13 protein-coding genes are annotated in these 12300 nt (G+C 72.1%); 7 read left to right on the top strand and 6 right to left on the bottom strand.

The features are described from left to right. Positions 1–170 precede the first annotated feature (170 nt). From HD596_RS00255 to HD596_RS00245, 3 genes are read left to right on the top strand one after another with little or no spacing between them, the layout of a single operon-like run. A complete protein-coding gene (locus HD596_RS00255) occupies positions 171–677 on the top strand; it encodes an HNH endonuclease (protein ID WP_185078202.1) in 507 nt (168 codons plus the stop codon). 47 nt (positions 678–724) lie between these two features. Then, positions 725–1549 carry a GNAT family N-acetyltransferase gene (locus HD596_RS00250; protein ID WP_185067302.1) on the top strand — a complete coding sequence of 275 codons (825 nt, stop codon included), beginning with the start codon at positions 725–727 and terminating at the stop codon, positions 1547–1549. A 25-nt stretch (positions 1550–1574) separates the two neighbouring features. Further along, on the top strand, positions 1575–1778 hold the full coding sequence (locus HD596_RS00245) for an FmdB family zinc ribbon protein (protein WP_185067301.1): 204 nt from the start codon (positions 1575–1577) through the stop codon (positions 1776–1778). A gap of 26 nt (positions 1779–1804) precedes the next feature. Here the strand turns inward: HD596_RS00245 and HD596_RS00240 are convergent, their stop codons facing one another. The 3 genes from HD596_RS00240 to ilvD all read right to left on the bottom strand — a co-directional run bounded on the left by HD596_RS00240 (position 1805) and on the right by ilvD (position 5174). Then, positions 1805–2680, bottom strand: a complete 876-nt coding sequence (locus HD596_RS00240; protein ID WP_185067300.1) for a serine hydrolase — start codon at positions 2678–2680, stop codon at positions 1805–1807. Positions 2681–2747: 67 nt separating this feature from the next. Beyond that, entirely contained in the window at positions 2748–3242 is a 495-nt protein-coding gene (locus HD596_RS00235; RefSeq protein ID WP_185067299.1) for a helix-turn-helix transcriptional regulator, read from the bottom strand. A 93-nt stretch (positions 3243–3335) separates the two neighbouring features. Beyond that, positions 3336–5174 (bottom strand): dihydroxy-acid dehydratase, encoded by a 1839-nt coding sequence (gene ilvD, locus HD596_RS00230; RefSeq protein ID WP_185067298.1) that lies wholly within the window; start codon positions 5172–5174, stop codon positions 3336–3338. 146 nt (positions 5175–5320) lie between these two features. Between ilvD and HD596_RS00225 the strand changes: the two genes are divergently transcribed. Continuing rightward, on the top strand, positions 5321–8017 hold the full coding sequence (locus HD596_RS00225) for an ABC transporter substrate-binding protein (RefSeq protein WP_185067297.1): 2697 nt from the start codon (positions 5321–5323) through the stop codon (positions 8015–8017). On the opposite strand, the gene HD596_RS00220 is transcribed toward HD596_RS00225, so the two are convergent. After that, complete coding sequence (locus tag HD596_RS00220; protein ID WP_246554033.1) at positions 8014–8796, bottom strand: thioesterase family protein; 783 nt, start codon at positions 8794–8796, stop codon at positions 8014–8016. The two genes, HD596_RS00225 and HD596_RS00220, sit on opposite strands and share 4 nt — an antisense overlap. Before the next feature lie 96 nt (positions 8797–8892). Here HD596_RS00220 and HD596_RS00215 point away from each other — a divergent pair, with 96 nt between their 5' ends. Continuing rightward, positions 8893–9612, top strand: a complete 720-nt coding sequence (locus HD596_RS00215; protein ID WP_185067295.1) for a TetR/AcrR family transcriptional regulator — start codon at positions 8893–8895, stop codon at positions 9610–9612. A 49-nt stretch (positions 9613–9661) separates the two neighbouring features. Here the strand turns inward: HD596_RS00215 and HD596_RS00210 are convergent, their stop codons facing one another. Next, a complete protein-coding gene (locus HD596_RS00210) occupies positions 9662–10351 on the bottom strand; it encodes a nuclease-related domain-containing protein (RefSeq protein WP_313042048.1) in 690 nt (229 codons plus the stop codon). A 343-nt stretch (positions 10352–10694) separates the two neighbouring features. Here HD596_RS00210 and HD596_RS00205 point away from each other — a divergent pair, with 343 nt between their 5' ends. Together HD596_RS00205 and HD596_RS00200 are read left to right on the top strand one after the other, a co-directional pair. After that, positions 10695–10982: a hypothetical protein gene (locus tag HD596_RS00205; RefSeq protein ID WP_185067293.1), complete on the top strand. Its 288-nt coding sequence runs from the start codon at positions 10695–10697 to the stop codon at positions 10980–10982. A 7-nt stretch (positions 10983–10989) separates the two neighbouring features. Then, positions 10990–11352 (top strand): TPM domain-containing protein, encoded by a 363-nt coding sequence (locus tag HD596_RS00200; RefSeq protein ID WP_185067292.1) that lies wholly within the window; start codon positions 10990–10992, stop codon positions 11350–11352. On the opposite strand, the gene HD596_RS00195 is transcribed toward HD596_RS00200, so the two are convergent. Next, positions 11349–12299, bottom strand: coding sequence for a hypothetical protein (locus HD596_RS00195; protein ID WP_185067291.1), 951 nt, complete (start codon positions 12297–12299; stop codon positions 11349–11351). The genes HD596_RS00200 and HD596_RS00195 overlap by 4 nt on opposite strands. Position 12300: the final 1 nt, after the last annotated feature.

Below are 12300 nucleotides of genomic sequence, written 5' to 3'. Positions count from 1 at the left end.
GCGGTGCAAACGCCAGACTTGGTGACAGGACGGTGCCGTGGTGACCATCCGCTGGGCCGTCCGGCGGAGGTCCACGTGACGGAAGCACAAGTGCCCCAGGAGGGGCCGACAGTCGGGACATGCCGCGGCATGTCCCCTTTGATACGCGCGCAGCAGGGAGAGGCTCCATGATGCGCCAGGTCCTGCTGCTGAATGCCACCTACGAGCCGCTGACCACCCTTTCCCTGCACCGGGCCGTCGTGCTGGTGCTGCGGGAGAAGGCCGACGTCGTCCACCGCGACGGCAGGGGCGCCGTGCTGCGCTCCGCCAGCCACACGCTCGACGTCCCTTCGGTGATCAGGCTGAGAAGATATGTCCGCATCCCCTACCGGTCCCGTATCCCGCTGACCAGGGCCGCCCTCATGAGGCGCGACGACTACCGCTGCGCCTACTGCGGGCAGCGGGCCGAGACCATCGACCACGTCATCCCGCGGTCCCGGGGGGGCACCCACACCTGGGAGAACTGTGTCGCCTCCTGCACCACCTGCAACCACAGGAAGGCCGACAAGTACCTGGAGGAGCTGGGGTGGACGCTGCGCGTCAGCCCGGCGGTGCCACGGGGCGCACACTGGAGGCTCATCGGCGCGTCGCTGATCGGTGACCCCCAATGGGCGCCTTACCTCGAGGCCGCGGCCTGAGATATCGCTTTGTAAGGGGTGGCCACCGCCTGACACCATGAGCAGGCATGTGGACCTTCACCTCAGACGTTGAGGAGTACGCCGCGGTCGCCGAGCCGTTCCTGCTCGGCGACCCGGTGCGCAACACGGTCGCGCTGACCGTCCTCGCCAACCTGCGCGCCGGCATGCCCGCGAAGGGTCCCCGGTTCGGCTGGTGGACGGTCGACGGCGAGGTTCGGGGCGCGGTCTTCCACACCCCGCCGCACCCGCTCGGGCTCGCCGACATGCCCCTGGAGGCCGTCGCGCCGCTCCTGGCCGCCCTCGGCGCCCCCGCCGAGGTCGTCGGCAGGGTGGAGCTGACCTCCGAGGTCAAGCGGCTGCTGGGGGAGCCCGGGCGGCTGGTGCCCGAGCGGCTCTACCGCCTGGGGACGCTCGCCGTCCCCGGCACGCCCGGGCACGGCAGGCTCGCCGCCCCCGCCGACTTCCCGCTGCTGGTCAGCTGGTACCAGGCGTTCGCCGAAGAGGTGCGGATGGGCATGGGCGACGACGCGGCCGAGTCGGTCGCGCGCCGGCTGGCGGCCCGCGAGCTGTTCGTGTGGGAGGCGGGCGGGGCGCCGGTCTCGCTGGCCGCGCTCTCCCCGGCGGTCGGCGGGGTCTGCCGCATCGGGCCCGTCTACACGCCGCCCTCGTGCCGCAGGAACGGCTACGGCGCCGCGGTCACCGCGTACGCCAGCCAGGTCGGCCTGGCCGAGCGCTGCGACCAGGTGGTGCTCTTCACCGACCTGGGCAACCCGACGAGCAACGCCGTCTACCAGTCGATCGGCTACGTGCCCGTGTCCGACTACGAGCACATGACTTACGAGGGCCCGCGTTCAGCGGGCCATCGCAGCTAGCGGAGTGTGCAGCTACGCTTAGGCCATGCCGCGTTACGACTTCCGCTGCCGCGCCTGCGGCTCCACGTTCGAGGTCTCCCGTCCCATGTCGGCCTCCGACGACCCGGCCACCTGCCCCGACGGCCACGACGACACGGTGAAGCTGCTGTCCACGGTGTCGATGACGGGCGGCGCCGCCGCTCCCCGGGCGAGCGGCGGCGGCTGCTGCGGCGGAGGGTGCTGCTCCTAGAACGGCCCACAACGGCCGGAGAGGGCCTAGAACACCTGGGCGGCGGTGAAGGTCGCCCGCGAACGCGTCAGCTCGTCCACCGCCAGCTCGGCCAGCCGCTCGACCGTGGCGATCCCCGTCTCCATGGTCGGGCTGCGCTCCGACAGCACCGCGATGAGCAGGTCGTGCCCGTCCACGCCGAGCCGCCCCACGCTGTTGATCGTCCACAGCCCGTCGTGCGCGTCCACGGGCAGCCAGCCGTTCTTGAGCGCCACGTCGCCCCCGGCCGCGCTGACCCCCCACGCCTGCGACGGCTCCACGGACGACATGAGCTTCAGCGCGTAGCGCCGGTCGGAGGCCGGCAGCGGCCCCTCGGGGTCCGTGAGCCACTCCAGCACCTTGACCTGGTCGGACGGCCGACTGCGGGTCGTCCCCCAGTACAGCCCGGGCCCCGGCCACGTGTGCTCGACGCCGAGCCGGCGCAGGACCCTGGTGAGCCCCTTCTGGCCGCCGATCGTCAGGTAGAGCTCGTGCGCGCAGTCGTTGTCGCTCTCGCGGATCATCTTGGAGGTGAGCGTGCGCTCGTACGCGCTCAGCTCGCCCTGCTTGCCCAGCAGGAACGCCAGCAGGATGTCCACCTTCGCCACGCTGGCCAGCACGAACGGCGTGCGCTCGCGGTAGGAGTATCTGGCGCCCGTGGTGCGGTCGTAGACGGCCAGCGCCGCGCGCCCGGGGCGCTGGCGCAGGTAGCGGTCCAGCGTGCGGTCGAGAGCGTGCCGCGCGGCAACTGGCAGCACGCTCTCGACGACCACCCCGCCCGGCCGCCCGATGGCGGCGGCCTGAGGCGGGACGACGGTTGACGGGTTTGCACAGCCGGCCACGGCCAGCAGGGCACCGACGAGCGAGATCCCCCGAACGCGCATGTGCGGGAGCCTGCCAGCCGCCACCCCAAAGGCCGGGGGCGCGAAAGGTCAAACGCCGGTCAGTTTCCTAGGCGGCCCGGGGGCGCTTGCGGCGCTGGAACGGGAGGAACCGGTCGGCCAGGTGCGGACGGGACGGCGTGAGCGTGGGCTCGACCGCGATGATCCGGTCGAAGCGGAACGCCCTGATCGCCCGGCGCATCCTGCACACGCCGACCAGATACCAGTATTCGCGGTGGACCAGGCACGTCACCGGCTCGACGTCGCGCGAGGTGATGCTGCCGGAGGCGTCGCGGTAGTGGAGGCGGATCATGAGACGGCTGGTGATGGCGTCGGCCATGAGCCTGGCTCTGGAGGCTACCTCGACAGGCAGCGGCTCGGTCAGGGTCGTGAGCGTCGTGGCGATGACGTCGTCGTCGAGCTCCAGGTGCTCGAGTGCGTGCTGCAGGCCACGCCGTGCGGTGACGGCCTGCGGGCCCGCTCCGAGGTGAGCGAGGGAGAGTGCGAGGGCGGCGATCTCGGCGGTCGTCAGCGGGCGAGTATCGTGCTTCACGACTGTCGTCATACCCCAATATTAGAGACGACGACCGACATTTTTCGAAAACCTGTGCGGCAGGCAAGGTCCTTGTCACCTGCCGCACAGGCCCTTGTTACTGCGTCACCGCGACAGCTGGGACAGGTCGCGCGAGGCGCCCGTGGACGCGGACGTGGTCATCGCCGCGTACGCCTGCAGCGCCGCGCTCACCGGCCGGTTGCGGTCGCGCGGCCGGTATCCGCCCAGGTCGGCCAGGAGCCGCTCGCGCCGCGCGGCCAGCTCGGCCTCGGGCACCCGCAGCTCCATCGACCGGTTGGGGATGTCGATGTCGATGATGTCGCCGTCCTCGACCAGCGCGATCGCGCCGCCCTCGGCGGCCTCGGGGGAGGCGTGGCCGATGGACAGGCCGGAGGTGCCGCCGGAGAAGCGGCCGTCGGTGACCAGCGCGCAGGCCTTGCCGAGCCCCTTGCCCTTGAGGAAGGACGTCGGGTAGAGCATCTCCTGCATGCCGGGACCGCCCTTGGGGCCCTCGTAGCGGATGACCACCACGTCGCCCTCCTTGACGCGCCCGCCGAGGATGCCCTCGACCGCGTCGTCCTGCGACTCGAACACCACCGCGGGCCCGCTGAACTTCCAGATCGACTCGTCCACGCCGGCCGTCTTCACCACCGCGCCGTCGCGCGAGATGTTGCCGTAGAGGACGGCCAGGCCGCCGTCCGCGGTGTAGGCGTGCTCCAGGTCGCGGATGCACCCGGCCGCGCGGTCGAGGTCGAGGTCGTCCCAGCGGTTGTCCTGCGAGTAGGCCTTGACCGTGCGCACGTTGCCGGGGGCCGCGTGCCAGAGCTCGACGGCCTCGGGCAGCACCGTCGGCGACTTGGCGTCCCAGGCGGCCAGCATGTCGGCCAGCGTGCCGCCGTTCACGGTGGGCACGTCGCGGTGCAGCAGCCCGGCCCGGTCGAGCTCGCCCAGGATGCCGGGGATGCCGCCGGCGCGGTGGACGTCCTCGATGTGGTACTTGTTCGTGGCCGGGGCGACCTTGCAGACGCACGGCACCCGCAGCGAGATCTCGTTGATCTCCTTGAGCCCGAAGTCGACGCCGGCCTCGCGGGCGGCGGCCAGGATGTGCAGGATCGTGTTGGTCGAGCCGCCCATCGCGACGTCGAGCGTCATGGCGTTCTCGAACGCGTCGCGGGTGGCGATCGCGCGCGGCAGCACCGAGGCGTCGTCGTCCTCGTAGTAGCGGCGGGTGATCTCCACGAGCTGGCGGCCCGCGTCCTCGAACAGCTTCTTGCGGGCCTTGTGCGTGGCCAGGATCGTGCCGTTGCCGGGCAGCGCGAGGCCGATGGCCTCGGCCAGGCAGTTCATGGAGTTGGCGGTGAACATGCCGGAGCACGAGCCGCAGGTCGGGCAGGCGCTCTCCTCCATCTCCAGCAGCGCGGCGTCGGAGACGGAGTCGTCGGCGGAGGCGATCATCGGGTCGATGAGGTCGAGCTTCTTGCCGGGGATCTTGCCGGCCTCCATGGGCCCGCCGGAGACGAAGATCGTCGGAATGTTCAGCCTGAACGCGGCCAGCAGCATGCCCGGCGTGATCTTGTCACAGTTGGAGACGCAGATCAGCGCGTCCGCGCAGTGCGCGTTGACCATGTACTCGACGGAGTCGGCGATCAGCTCGCGCGACGGGAGCGAGTAGAGCATGCCGCCGTGGCCCATCGCGATGCCGTCGTCCACGGCGATCGTGTTGAACTCCCGCGGGATCGCCCCGGCCTCCCGGATCGCGGCCGACACCACGTCGCCGACGTCCTTGAGATGCACGTGGCCCGGCACGAACTGGGTGTAGCTGTTGGCCACCGCGATGATCGGCTTGCCGAAGTCGCTCCCGGCTACGCCGGTCGCCCGGAGCAGGGCCCGGGCACCGGCCATGTTCCTGCCGTGGGTGACTGTACGTGACCTGAGGGCGGGCATTGGGCATCTCCCATCGCTAGCGAGTCTTCACATGTTACGGCCACTGCCCGGCAACTGAGACACCTGTCCACACATCGGACGGTTGGTTACCGGATCGAGCCCGAAAAAGCAGCCGTCCGCGCCCGAACTCGTGTTACAGAGATCAGATGAGCAACGGGGCAGTCATGCTCGACGACCCCGCCAGGGTCGGCAACTTCATCCACACGATAGACCGCCTGTGCCGCAGACCGGCCAGGGGTGAGGGGGTACAGGACTCGCCGCACGTCGCCAGGCAGCCCCTGCTGGCCAGGTGGCGAGGGGGAGCGGACAAGAAAGAGCACGTCGACCGGATGGGCATCCCGCTGGTCCAGCTGAGCGAGGCCGGGGACTGGCCGGAGATCCTGGCGCCGCGGGACAGGCAGGCCACGCCCGTCATCTCGCGCGGGATCCCGCGTGCCCGTCCCGACATCCAGCCGGGCGAGGGGGTGCCGGAGATCCTCTCCCGGGTCGTGTCCGCCCTGCGCGGCACGAGGCTGCGCTTCCCCCGCTACCAGTTGACCGCCCAGATCGTCGAGCGGCTGGCCGAGTCGCACGGCAAGGAGGACCAGGCCCGCCGCGTGCTGCGCGAGTCCGACCGCAACTGGGGATGGGGCGTCGACACGGCGGGCAGGGGCGCCGACCACGTGCCCTTCCCGCTCAACCTGCTGCTCAAGCTGTTACCCGGCTTCCTGCACGACCTGCGGCTCAGCGGGCGCGTGCCCGGGCTCGGCGGGCGGTTCCGGTGGCTGCGGCGCGCGCTGTCGGACGACGACCCCAAGGCGCCCGGCGTCGCCGCCCTGCTGGCCGGCCTGGACCCGGCCGACGAGCCGGGCGTCGCCCGGCTGCTGCTGCGCGCGCTCATGGACGACCTGAGCGCGCAGTACCGGCGCTCCCCGCTGCACGTGCGGGGCGCGGGCCACGTCTTCTACCCGCTCCTGCTGCTCAACGAGCACGGCGAGGCGCTCGTCAAGCTCCTCGAGGAGCGGCGCGCGGACCTCGGCAGGTTCGATCCGGTCGTGGTGGTCTCCTACACGCCGGACGCCGTGCTCCTGGAGGACGACGAGGAGCCGCTGTGGCGGCTCATCCGCTGGCGCCGCGAGCTGGTCACGGCCGAGGACCGCGACACGTGGCGGCGGGTCCTGGACACGCCGCTCACCATCTCGGCCCCGCCCGTGCCCGCCGACCTCACCAGGTACGACGTCGACGACCCCACCTGGGTGCCGCCCGCCCGCCTGGCCCCGTGGTGGTCGTCCCGGACGGCCATCGCGCTGTTCTGGATGGCCCTGGCGGGCATGGTCGGCGCGTACGCGGGCCAGACCGCCGCCTGGCACCGCAACGCCTGCGCGACCGGCCTGTGGACGCCGTGGACGGAGAGCGGCAGGCAGCTGGCCGGCACCGAGTGCGTGGGCGTGGCCGAGCCCGACTACCTGTTCTCGCCGGGCAACGCCGAGATGCGGCAGGTCCAGGCCGTGCTCCAGCAGGAGAACGAGCGGGCCGCGAAGCTGCACGAGGGCAGCGACCGGCCGTACGTGACGATCGCCTACCTCGCGGCGCTCACCTCCGCGGACCGGGACACGCTGGCCGCCGCCCGCGAGGGCCTGGCGGGCGTGGCCATCGCGCAGAAGCGCCAGAACAACTCCGCCGGCGCCAGCGAGCCGCTGGTCCGCATCCTCCTGGCGAACGCGGGCGGCAGGATGCAGCACGGCTCGAGCATCGCCCGGCTGCTGCTGCGCTACCGGGACGAGGAGGCGCCCATCGTGGGCGTGGTGGGCCTGGACCAGAGCCGCCAGGAGACCGTCGCGGCCATCCAGGAGCTGGGCAAGGCCGGGCTGCCCATGGTGGCCTCGACGCTGTCGGCGGACCGCCTGGTGAACGAGTCGCCGTTCTACTTCCAGGTCGCCCCGCAGAACTCCCGCCAGGCGTGGATGGCGGCCGCCTTCGCCGACTCGCTCGTCAAGAAGGGCGAGGTCAAGCGGCGGGCCCGGGTCTACTACTCGCACGACGTGACCGACTACTACGCCTCCAACCTCAGGGCCCGGGTCGTCGCCCGGCTGGAGGAGCGCGGGTTCGCGGTGGAGGGGCTCAGGTTCACGCCCGTCGGCGGGGGCAAGCCCGGCCCCGACGACCGCAGCGACGACGCCTACGTGGGCGAGCCCAGGGACGCGGGGGTGTCGGCGTGCGGGTTCGACGGGCTGGTGTACTTCGCCGGGCGCGGGATCCCCGACTTCGCCGAGTTCGTGAAGGGGGTGGCCGACAAGTGCGCGGGCGCGCCGCCGACCATCCTCGGCGGCGACGACGTCACCAGGTACGCCGCGGACGTGCGCGTCAGATCGGCCGTCAGCGGCGTGGGCTACTACTACGAGTCGTTCGCCGCCGCCCCGAACAAGTGCGGCGAGCCGCAGCGGCACGACTTCTACGCGGCCCTGTTCGCCACGTTCCCCTTCGAGTGCCAGGAGCCGGGGCCGGGGCGGACGCTGGACGGGCACGCCGCCCTGGCCTACGACGCGACGGAGACGATGATCACCGCCATCCGGCGGCTCGGCAAGGAGCGGCACCGCGTGCCGGTGAACTCGTACACCGTCTGGCGCCAGCTCGGCACGCTCTACACGCCCGACCAGAGCGGGCACGCCATCGAGGGCGCCACGGGGGCGCTCGACTTCGGCGCGGGCTCGCCCCGGCAGTACCCCCTGGACAAGGCCGTGCTGATCCTGCACGCCAAGGGGGCCGAGCGGCCGACCCAGGTCGGCCTGTGCGGCGACGTCACCCGTGCCGGCCGCAGCGAGATCTTCCCGTGGTGCGCCTCGGTCCCGGAGATCTACCGCTAGGACGGCAGCCGTACGGCGGCGAGCTGGGTCGCCTGGGCCACCAGGCGGCCCTTGTCGTCCCAGACGTGGGCCACCTCGTCCATCCGGTCGCCGCCGACGTCCGTGGCCGCCAGCCGCACCCTGATCGGCCCGGGAGCGGGCAGCCTGCGGATGTACGCCGACAGCTGGATCGTCGGCACCCACCCGGACAGGCCCAGGTCGAACGACACCGGCGGCACCGGGTCGAGCGCCACCAGCAGGCTCAGCGGGTCCCAGTCGGAGCCGTCCGCCAGCCGCTGCCAGCTCGCGATGACGCCGGCCCGGGTGGGGGCGCCGAAGGCGAAGGACAGGTGCTCGGGGACGATGCGCTCCTCGACCACGGCCATCAGCGGCACCGTGAGGTCCGTGCCGGGAGGATTGGTGGGGGCCAGGAAGCAGTCCTGCTCGGGCGGCAGCTCGACCGGCTCCTGCGCGGACCACCAGGGGCCGGTGTCGTCCAGCAGGCCGAGCGTGATGTGCGACTCGACGCGGATGCGGCCCTCCTGCACCAGCGCGGCCCTGACCTGGGCCACGCTCCTGCCGACCCGCAGCGTCTCCACCCGGGCCACGGCCTCGCCGGGCTCGGGCGGCTCGATGAAGGTGCCGCTGACGGCCGTCACGTGCGGGTGGCCCGCGCCCGCCGGGCTCTCGCAGGCGGCCCTGGCGAGCACGGCCAGCAGGTAGCCGCCGTGCAGCCGGTTGCCGACGCTCCACTGGGCGTCCAGCACGGCCCCGAACTCGCCCTCGCCGCGATCGGTCAAGGCGGTCGCTTCGCTAAAAGTCCCCATTTTTCAGTAAATCCCTTCCCCAGGGCCTCAGATTGACATCGTTAACCTGACGGCGTCAACCTGAGACCCATGACCACCAGACGCGTACGCGCCCGGCGCGGAGAGGGAGCGCTGCTGCGCGAGGAGATCCTGCGCGCGGCCGAGGACCTGCTGGCCGAGTCCGGCAGCGAGGACGCGCTCACGCTACGCGCGGTCGCCTTGCGGGCCGGCGTCTCCACGCCCTCCGTCTACCTGCACTTCGCCGACAAGGAGGCGCTGGTCGAGGCGGTCTGCCTGCGGGTCTGGGGCGAGCTCGGCCGGATGTTCAGCGAGAACCTGGGCGGCGACCCGTTCCTCGCCCTGGGCAGGTGCGGGCGCGCCTACGCCCGCTTCGCCCTGGATCATCCGGTGCAGTACCGGGTGCTGATGATGCGGGCCACGGCCGGGCCGGGCGTGCCGCCGGCCGCCGCCGAGTGCTTCCGCCACATGGTCGGCGCGGTCTCGGCCTGCGTGGAGACGCGCGTGCTCGAAGGCGATCCCGAGGAGCTCGCGCTGGGCATGTGGTCGGCCGTGCACGGCTGCGTCTCGCTGCTGATCGCCCAGCCGTCGTTCCCGTGGCCGCGCGACAGGGAGGCGCTCATCGACCACATCATCCGCGTCGCCGGGTTCGGCACCGCGGTGTACTCGCGCCTGCCGCAGACGCTCCCGCCGAGCGCGGAGGTGGCCGCCGCCCTCGACGACTTCGGCGCGCGCCTGGCCGCGGACGCGGCGAAGCCCCGCGGGGACGAGCCCGGCGGGGCTGGGGAATGACCGTCGGCCCGGACCCCGCCATATCGAACGGGTATGCCCGGGCCGGGGCCTAGTCTTCGCCGTAGCGGGCCGGCAGGACCTGGGCGGCGATGTCGAAGATCCGGTCGATCTCGCCGTCGGTCAGGGCCCGCTCCCGCTTGGTGATCCACTTGCGGGCGCGGTCGCCCTGGTAGACGTCCACGCCGCGGATGGTCATGATCTTCCAGGGCACGGGCGGGCCGTAGATGGCGAGCGAGGGCACGACCGAGACCTCGCGGCCGAACGACTGGGTGATCAGCTCGCTGGCCTGCGACGCCTCCCACTTCGCCTCGGTGAGGCGGGCCTTCTTGTCGAAGGGGCCGTGGAAGAGCTTCTTGCCCATCTGCACGCGCACCGGGAGCCGCTTGTCCCATTTCTCGGAGTCGACCGCGTACACGCCGGTCGGGCCGACCACGAGGTGGTCGATCTGGGCCTCGCTGTTGGGGATCGCCCTGGCGTGGAGCGTGCGGTAGCCGCTGCGTTCGAGCTTGCGCAGCTGCGCCTCGGTACGGCGCTCCGCCACGGACGTGCGCCGCCAGGCGGGCACGGACGAATGGGATCGCGAACGGTAGACCGCCTCGGCGACGGCCGCGATCACACCCGCGGTCACGCCCAGCCGCCAGTCGCTCACGAGGAAGCCCACCACCACCGCGACGGCGATCCCCACCAGCACGCGGTTGCGCAGGCGGCGGAACTGCGGTTGTTGCAGCAGGCTACGCACGGACGCACGTTCGACGGGCGCGTACGTGGAGGTGGGCGCCGAAGGCTTCGCGGCGGCGGTCTGCTCGCTCTCTGGCCGGTCGCTCACCCAGATTGGTGACGCATTGTGACCGTCTTCTCGCTGGATGTCGGAGTCCACGTAACTCACCGTAGCTCGGAGATCGGAACGATTCCTAGTGTTGCCCTGTCCATAGTTTTATGGCCCAGCTCATCGTGTTCCACGCATGTTTTCGGGGTATGTTCTACGTTCTTCTCTAGAGATGTCGTCTCAAAAAAGATCTTACCTGGTGGACACTCCCGGGTGGGGTCTGGCCCCCCGCCCGCATCGGGATTACGTTCATGGTGTGCACAGCGCAGGCGAGATTCTGCTCTTTCTCATCGGGGTGTCGTTCGGGCTGTTCATCCTGATCAGCCTGCTGGTCATGCTGCCGGGGCGCAGCGCGCAGCGCCGGGTGGAGTCCGGCCCGGTGTGGCTGGGCGGCCCGTCCAGGAGCGAGCGCGGCGTGAGCACCTCGGACCTGGTGCTGGCCGACCGGGCGCGCTGGGCGGAGGTCCCTGAGCACGACTGGGTGGCCGCCGCGGAGACGGCCGAGCCCGGCGGACACCTCGGCGGGGCTTCCGCGGGATGGTGAGGTGACGATGCGAGGACTGACCGCCGCACAGGCCGACGACGTCAGGCGCGCCCTGCACACCGCCGAGCAGCGCAGCGGGCTGCGGTTCGGGGTGTTCCTGGGGGAGCCGGTGGGCTCGCGCCGCCACTTCGCCGAACGCCTGCACGCGGCCCTGGGCGAGGAGGCCGACGACGCCGTGGTGCTCCTCGTCGACCTGAAGGGCCGGGCGCTGGAGATCGTGACGGGGCAGAACGCCCGCAGGCGGCTGACGGACGGCTCCTGCCGGCTCACGGCGATGTCGATGGCGACGGCGTTCAGCGTGGGCGACCTGGTGGGCGGCCTCCTCTACGGCATCGGCGCCCTGGGGGAGCAGGCCACCGCCCGCCGCTAGAGGCGCCGGAGCAGGCCGACGACGTGCTCGCTGACCCCGCTCAGCAGCGTCGCGGGCTCGATGGGCGCGGCCGCGACGGCCGAGAACAGCGAGGGCAGCCCCGGCAGCGGGAACCCGTCGTCCTTCATGGCCGCGGCCCCGACGGGGTTCTTGTCGAGGGCGGCGCGGCTGCGCTCCCAGGCGTCGAGCACCTCTTCCGGCGACGGCACCCCGAACCCGTGCCCCACGGGGGCCGCGTGCCTCAGCCGGACGAGGGGGGTGTCGGCGAAGGTGAGCGCCGTGCGGGCCCGGACGTGGAGGTCGGCGCGCGGCTCGGGCGCGATCCAGTCCATGGCCGTGCACGGGTTGCGGCAGGTGGCGACGCAGACGGCCAGCGCGCCGGCGACCTGGCTGTGCTGCCGGTCGAAGTACGCGCGCCAGCCCTCGCCCGGCTCCAGCGACACCCGCAGCGTCCGGTTGGTGGCGGACTGCTCGGACTTGGTGTGGTCGCACTCCCGGTCGCCGATCACGCCGAAACGGCTCCCCGCCGCGCTCAGCCCCGCGGGCCAGCGGGCCGGGTCGCCGGCATGGCCGAGCTCGGGCTCGAAAGCCAGCAGCGGCAGGTATTCGCTGGCGATGTGGACCGCGGCGATCATCGGGCTCAGCTCGCGCCGGTGCCACCGTACGGCGATCACCTCGAGCAGCAGGCCGTAGGCGGGCCGCAGCGACTCCAGCGCCCCGCGCGGCTGCTCGCGCGGCGTCTGCGGCATGTGACAGGCCCGCGCCCGCCGCCGCAGGTCGGCCGGGACGCCCTTGGCCTCGGCCGCGAAGTCCTCGGCGTCGAGCGAGAGCAGCCGCTGACCGAACTCGCAGACCTCGGCGATCTCCGCGGCCGGCGCGAGCGCGCCGAGATCGGCGAAGGCATAGCGGCGGGCCAGGGCGACGAGCAGGTCACGAGTCGAGTCCACC

Origin of the sequence: Nonomuraea jabiensis (assembly GCF_014204795.1) — a bacterium.
Lineage (GTDB): Bacteria > Actinomycetota > Actinomycetes > Streptosporangiales > Streptosporangiaceae > Nonomuraea > Nonomuraea jabiensis.
The sequence above is the reverse complement of the archived record's forward strand: the minus strand, read 5'-3'. Positions and strand labels throughout refer to the sequence as shown.

Coding starts and splice junctions, on each gene's coding strand:
- HD596_RS00225 (WP_185067297.1), top strand. CDS start 5,321: ATGAGCAACGGGGCAGTCATGCTCGACGACCCCGCCAGGGTCGGCAAC.
- HD596_RS00200 (WP_185067292.1), top strand. CDS start 10,990: ATGCGAGGACTGACCGCCGCACAGGCCGACGACGTCAGGCGCGCCCTG.
- HD596_RS00255 (WP_185078202.1), top strand. CDS start 171: ATGCGCCAGGTCCTGCTGCTGAATGCCACCTACGAGCCGCTGACCACC.
- HD596_RS00250 (WP_185067302.1), top strand. CDS start 725: ATGTGGACCTTCACCTCAGACGTTGAGGAGTACGCCGCGGTCGCCGAG.
- ilvD (WP_185067298.1), bottom strand. CDS start 5,174: ATGCCCGCCCTCAGGTCACGTACAGTCACCCACGGCAGGAACATGGCC.
- HD596_RS00245 (WP_185067301.1), top strand. CDS start 1,575: ATGCCGCGTTACGACTTCCGCTGCCGCGCCTGCGGCTCCACGTTCGAG.
- HD596_RS00240 (WP_185067300.1), bottom strand. CDS start 2,680: ATGCGCGTTCGGGGGATCTCGCTCGTCGGTGCCCTGCTGGCCGTGGCC.
- HD596_RS00215 (WP_185067295.1), top strand. CDS start 8,893: ATGACCACCAGACGCGTACGCGCCCGGCGCGGAGAGGGAGCGCTGCTG.
- HD596_RS00235 (WP_185067299.1), bottom strand. CDS start 3,242: ATGACGACAGTCGTGAAGCACGATACTCGCCCGCTGACGACCGCCGAG.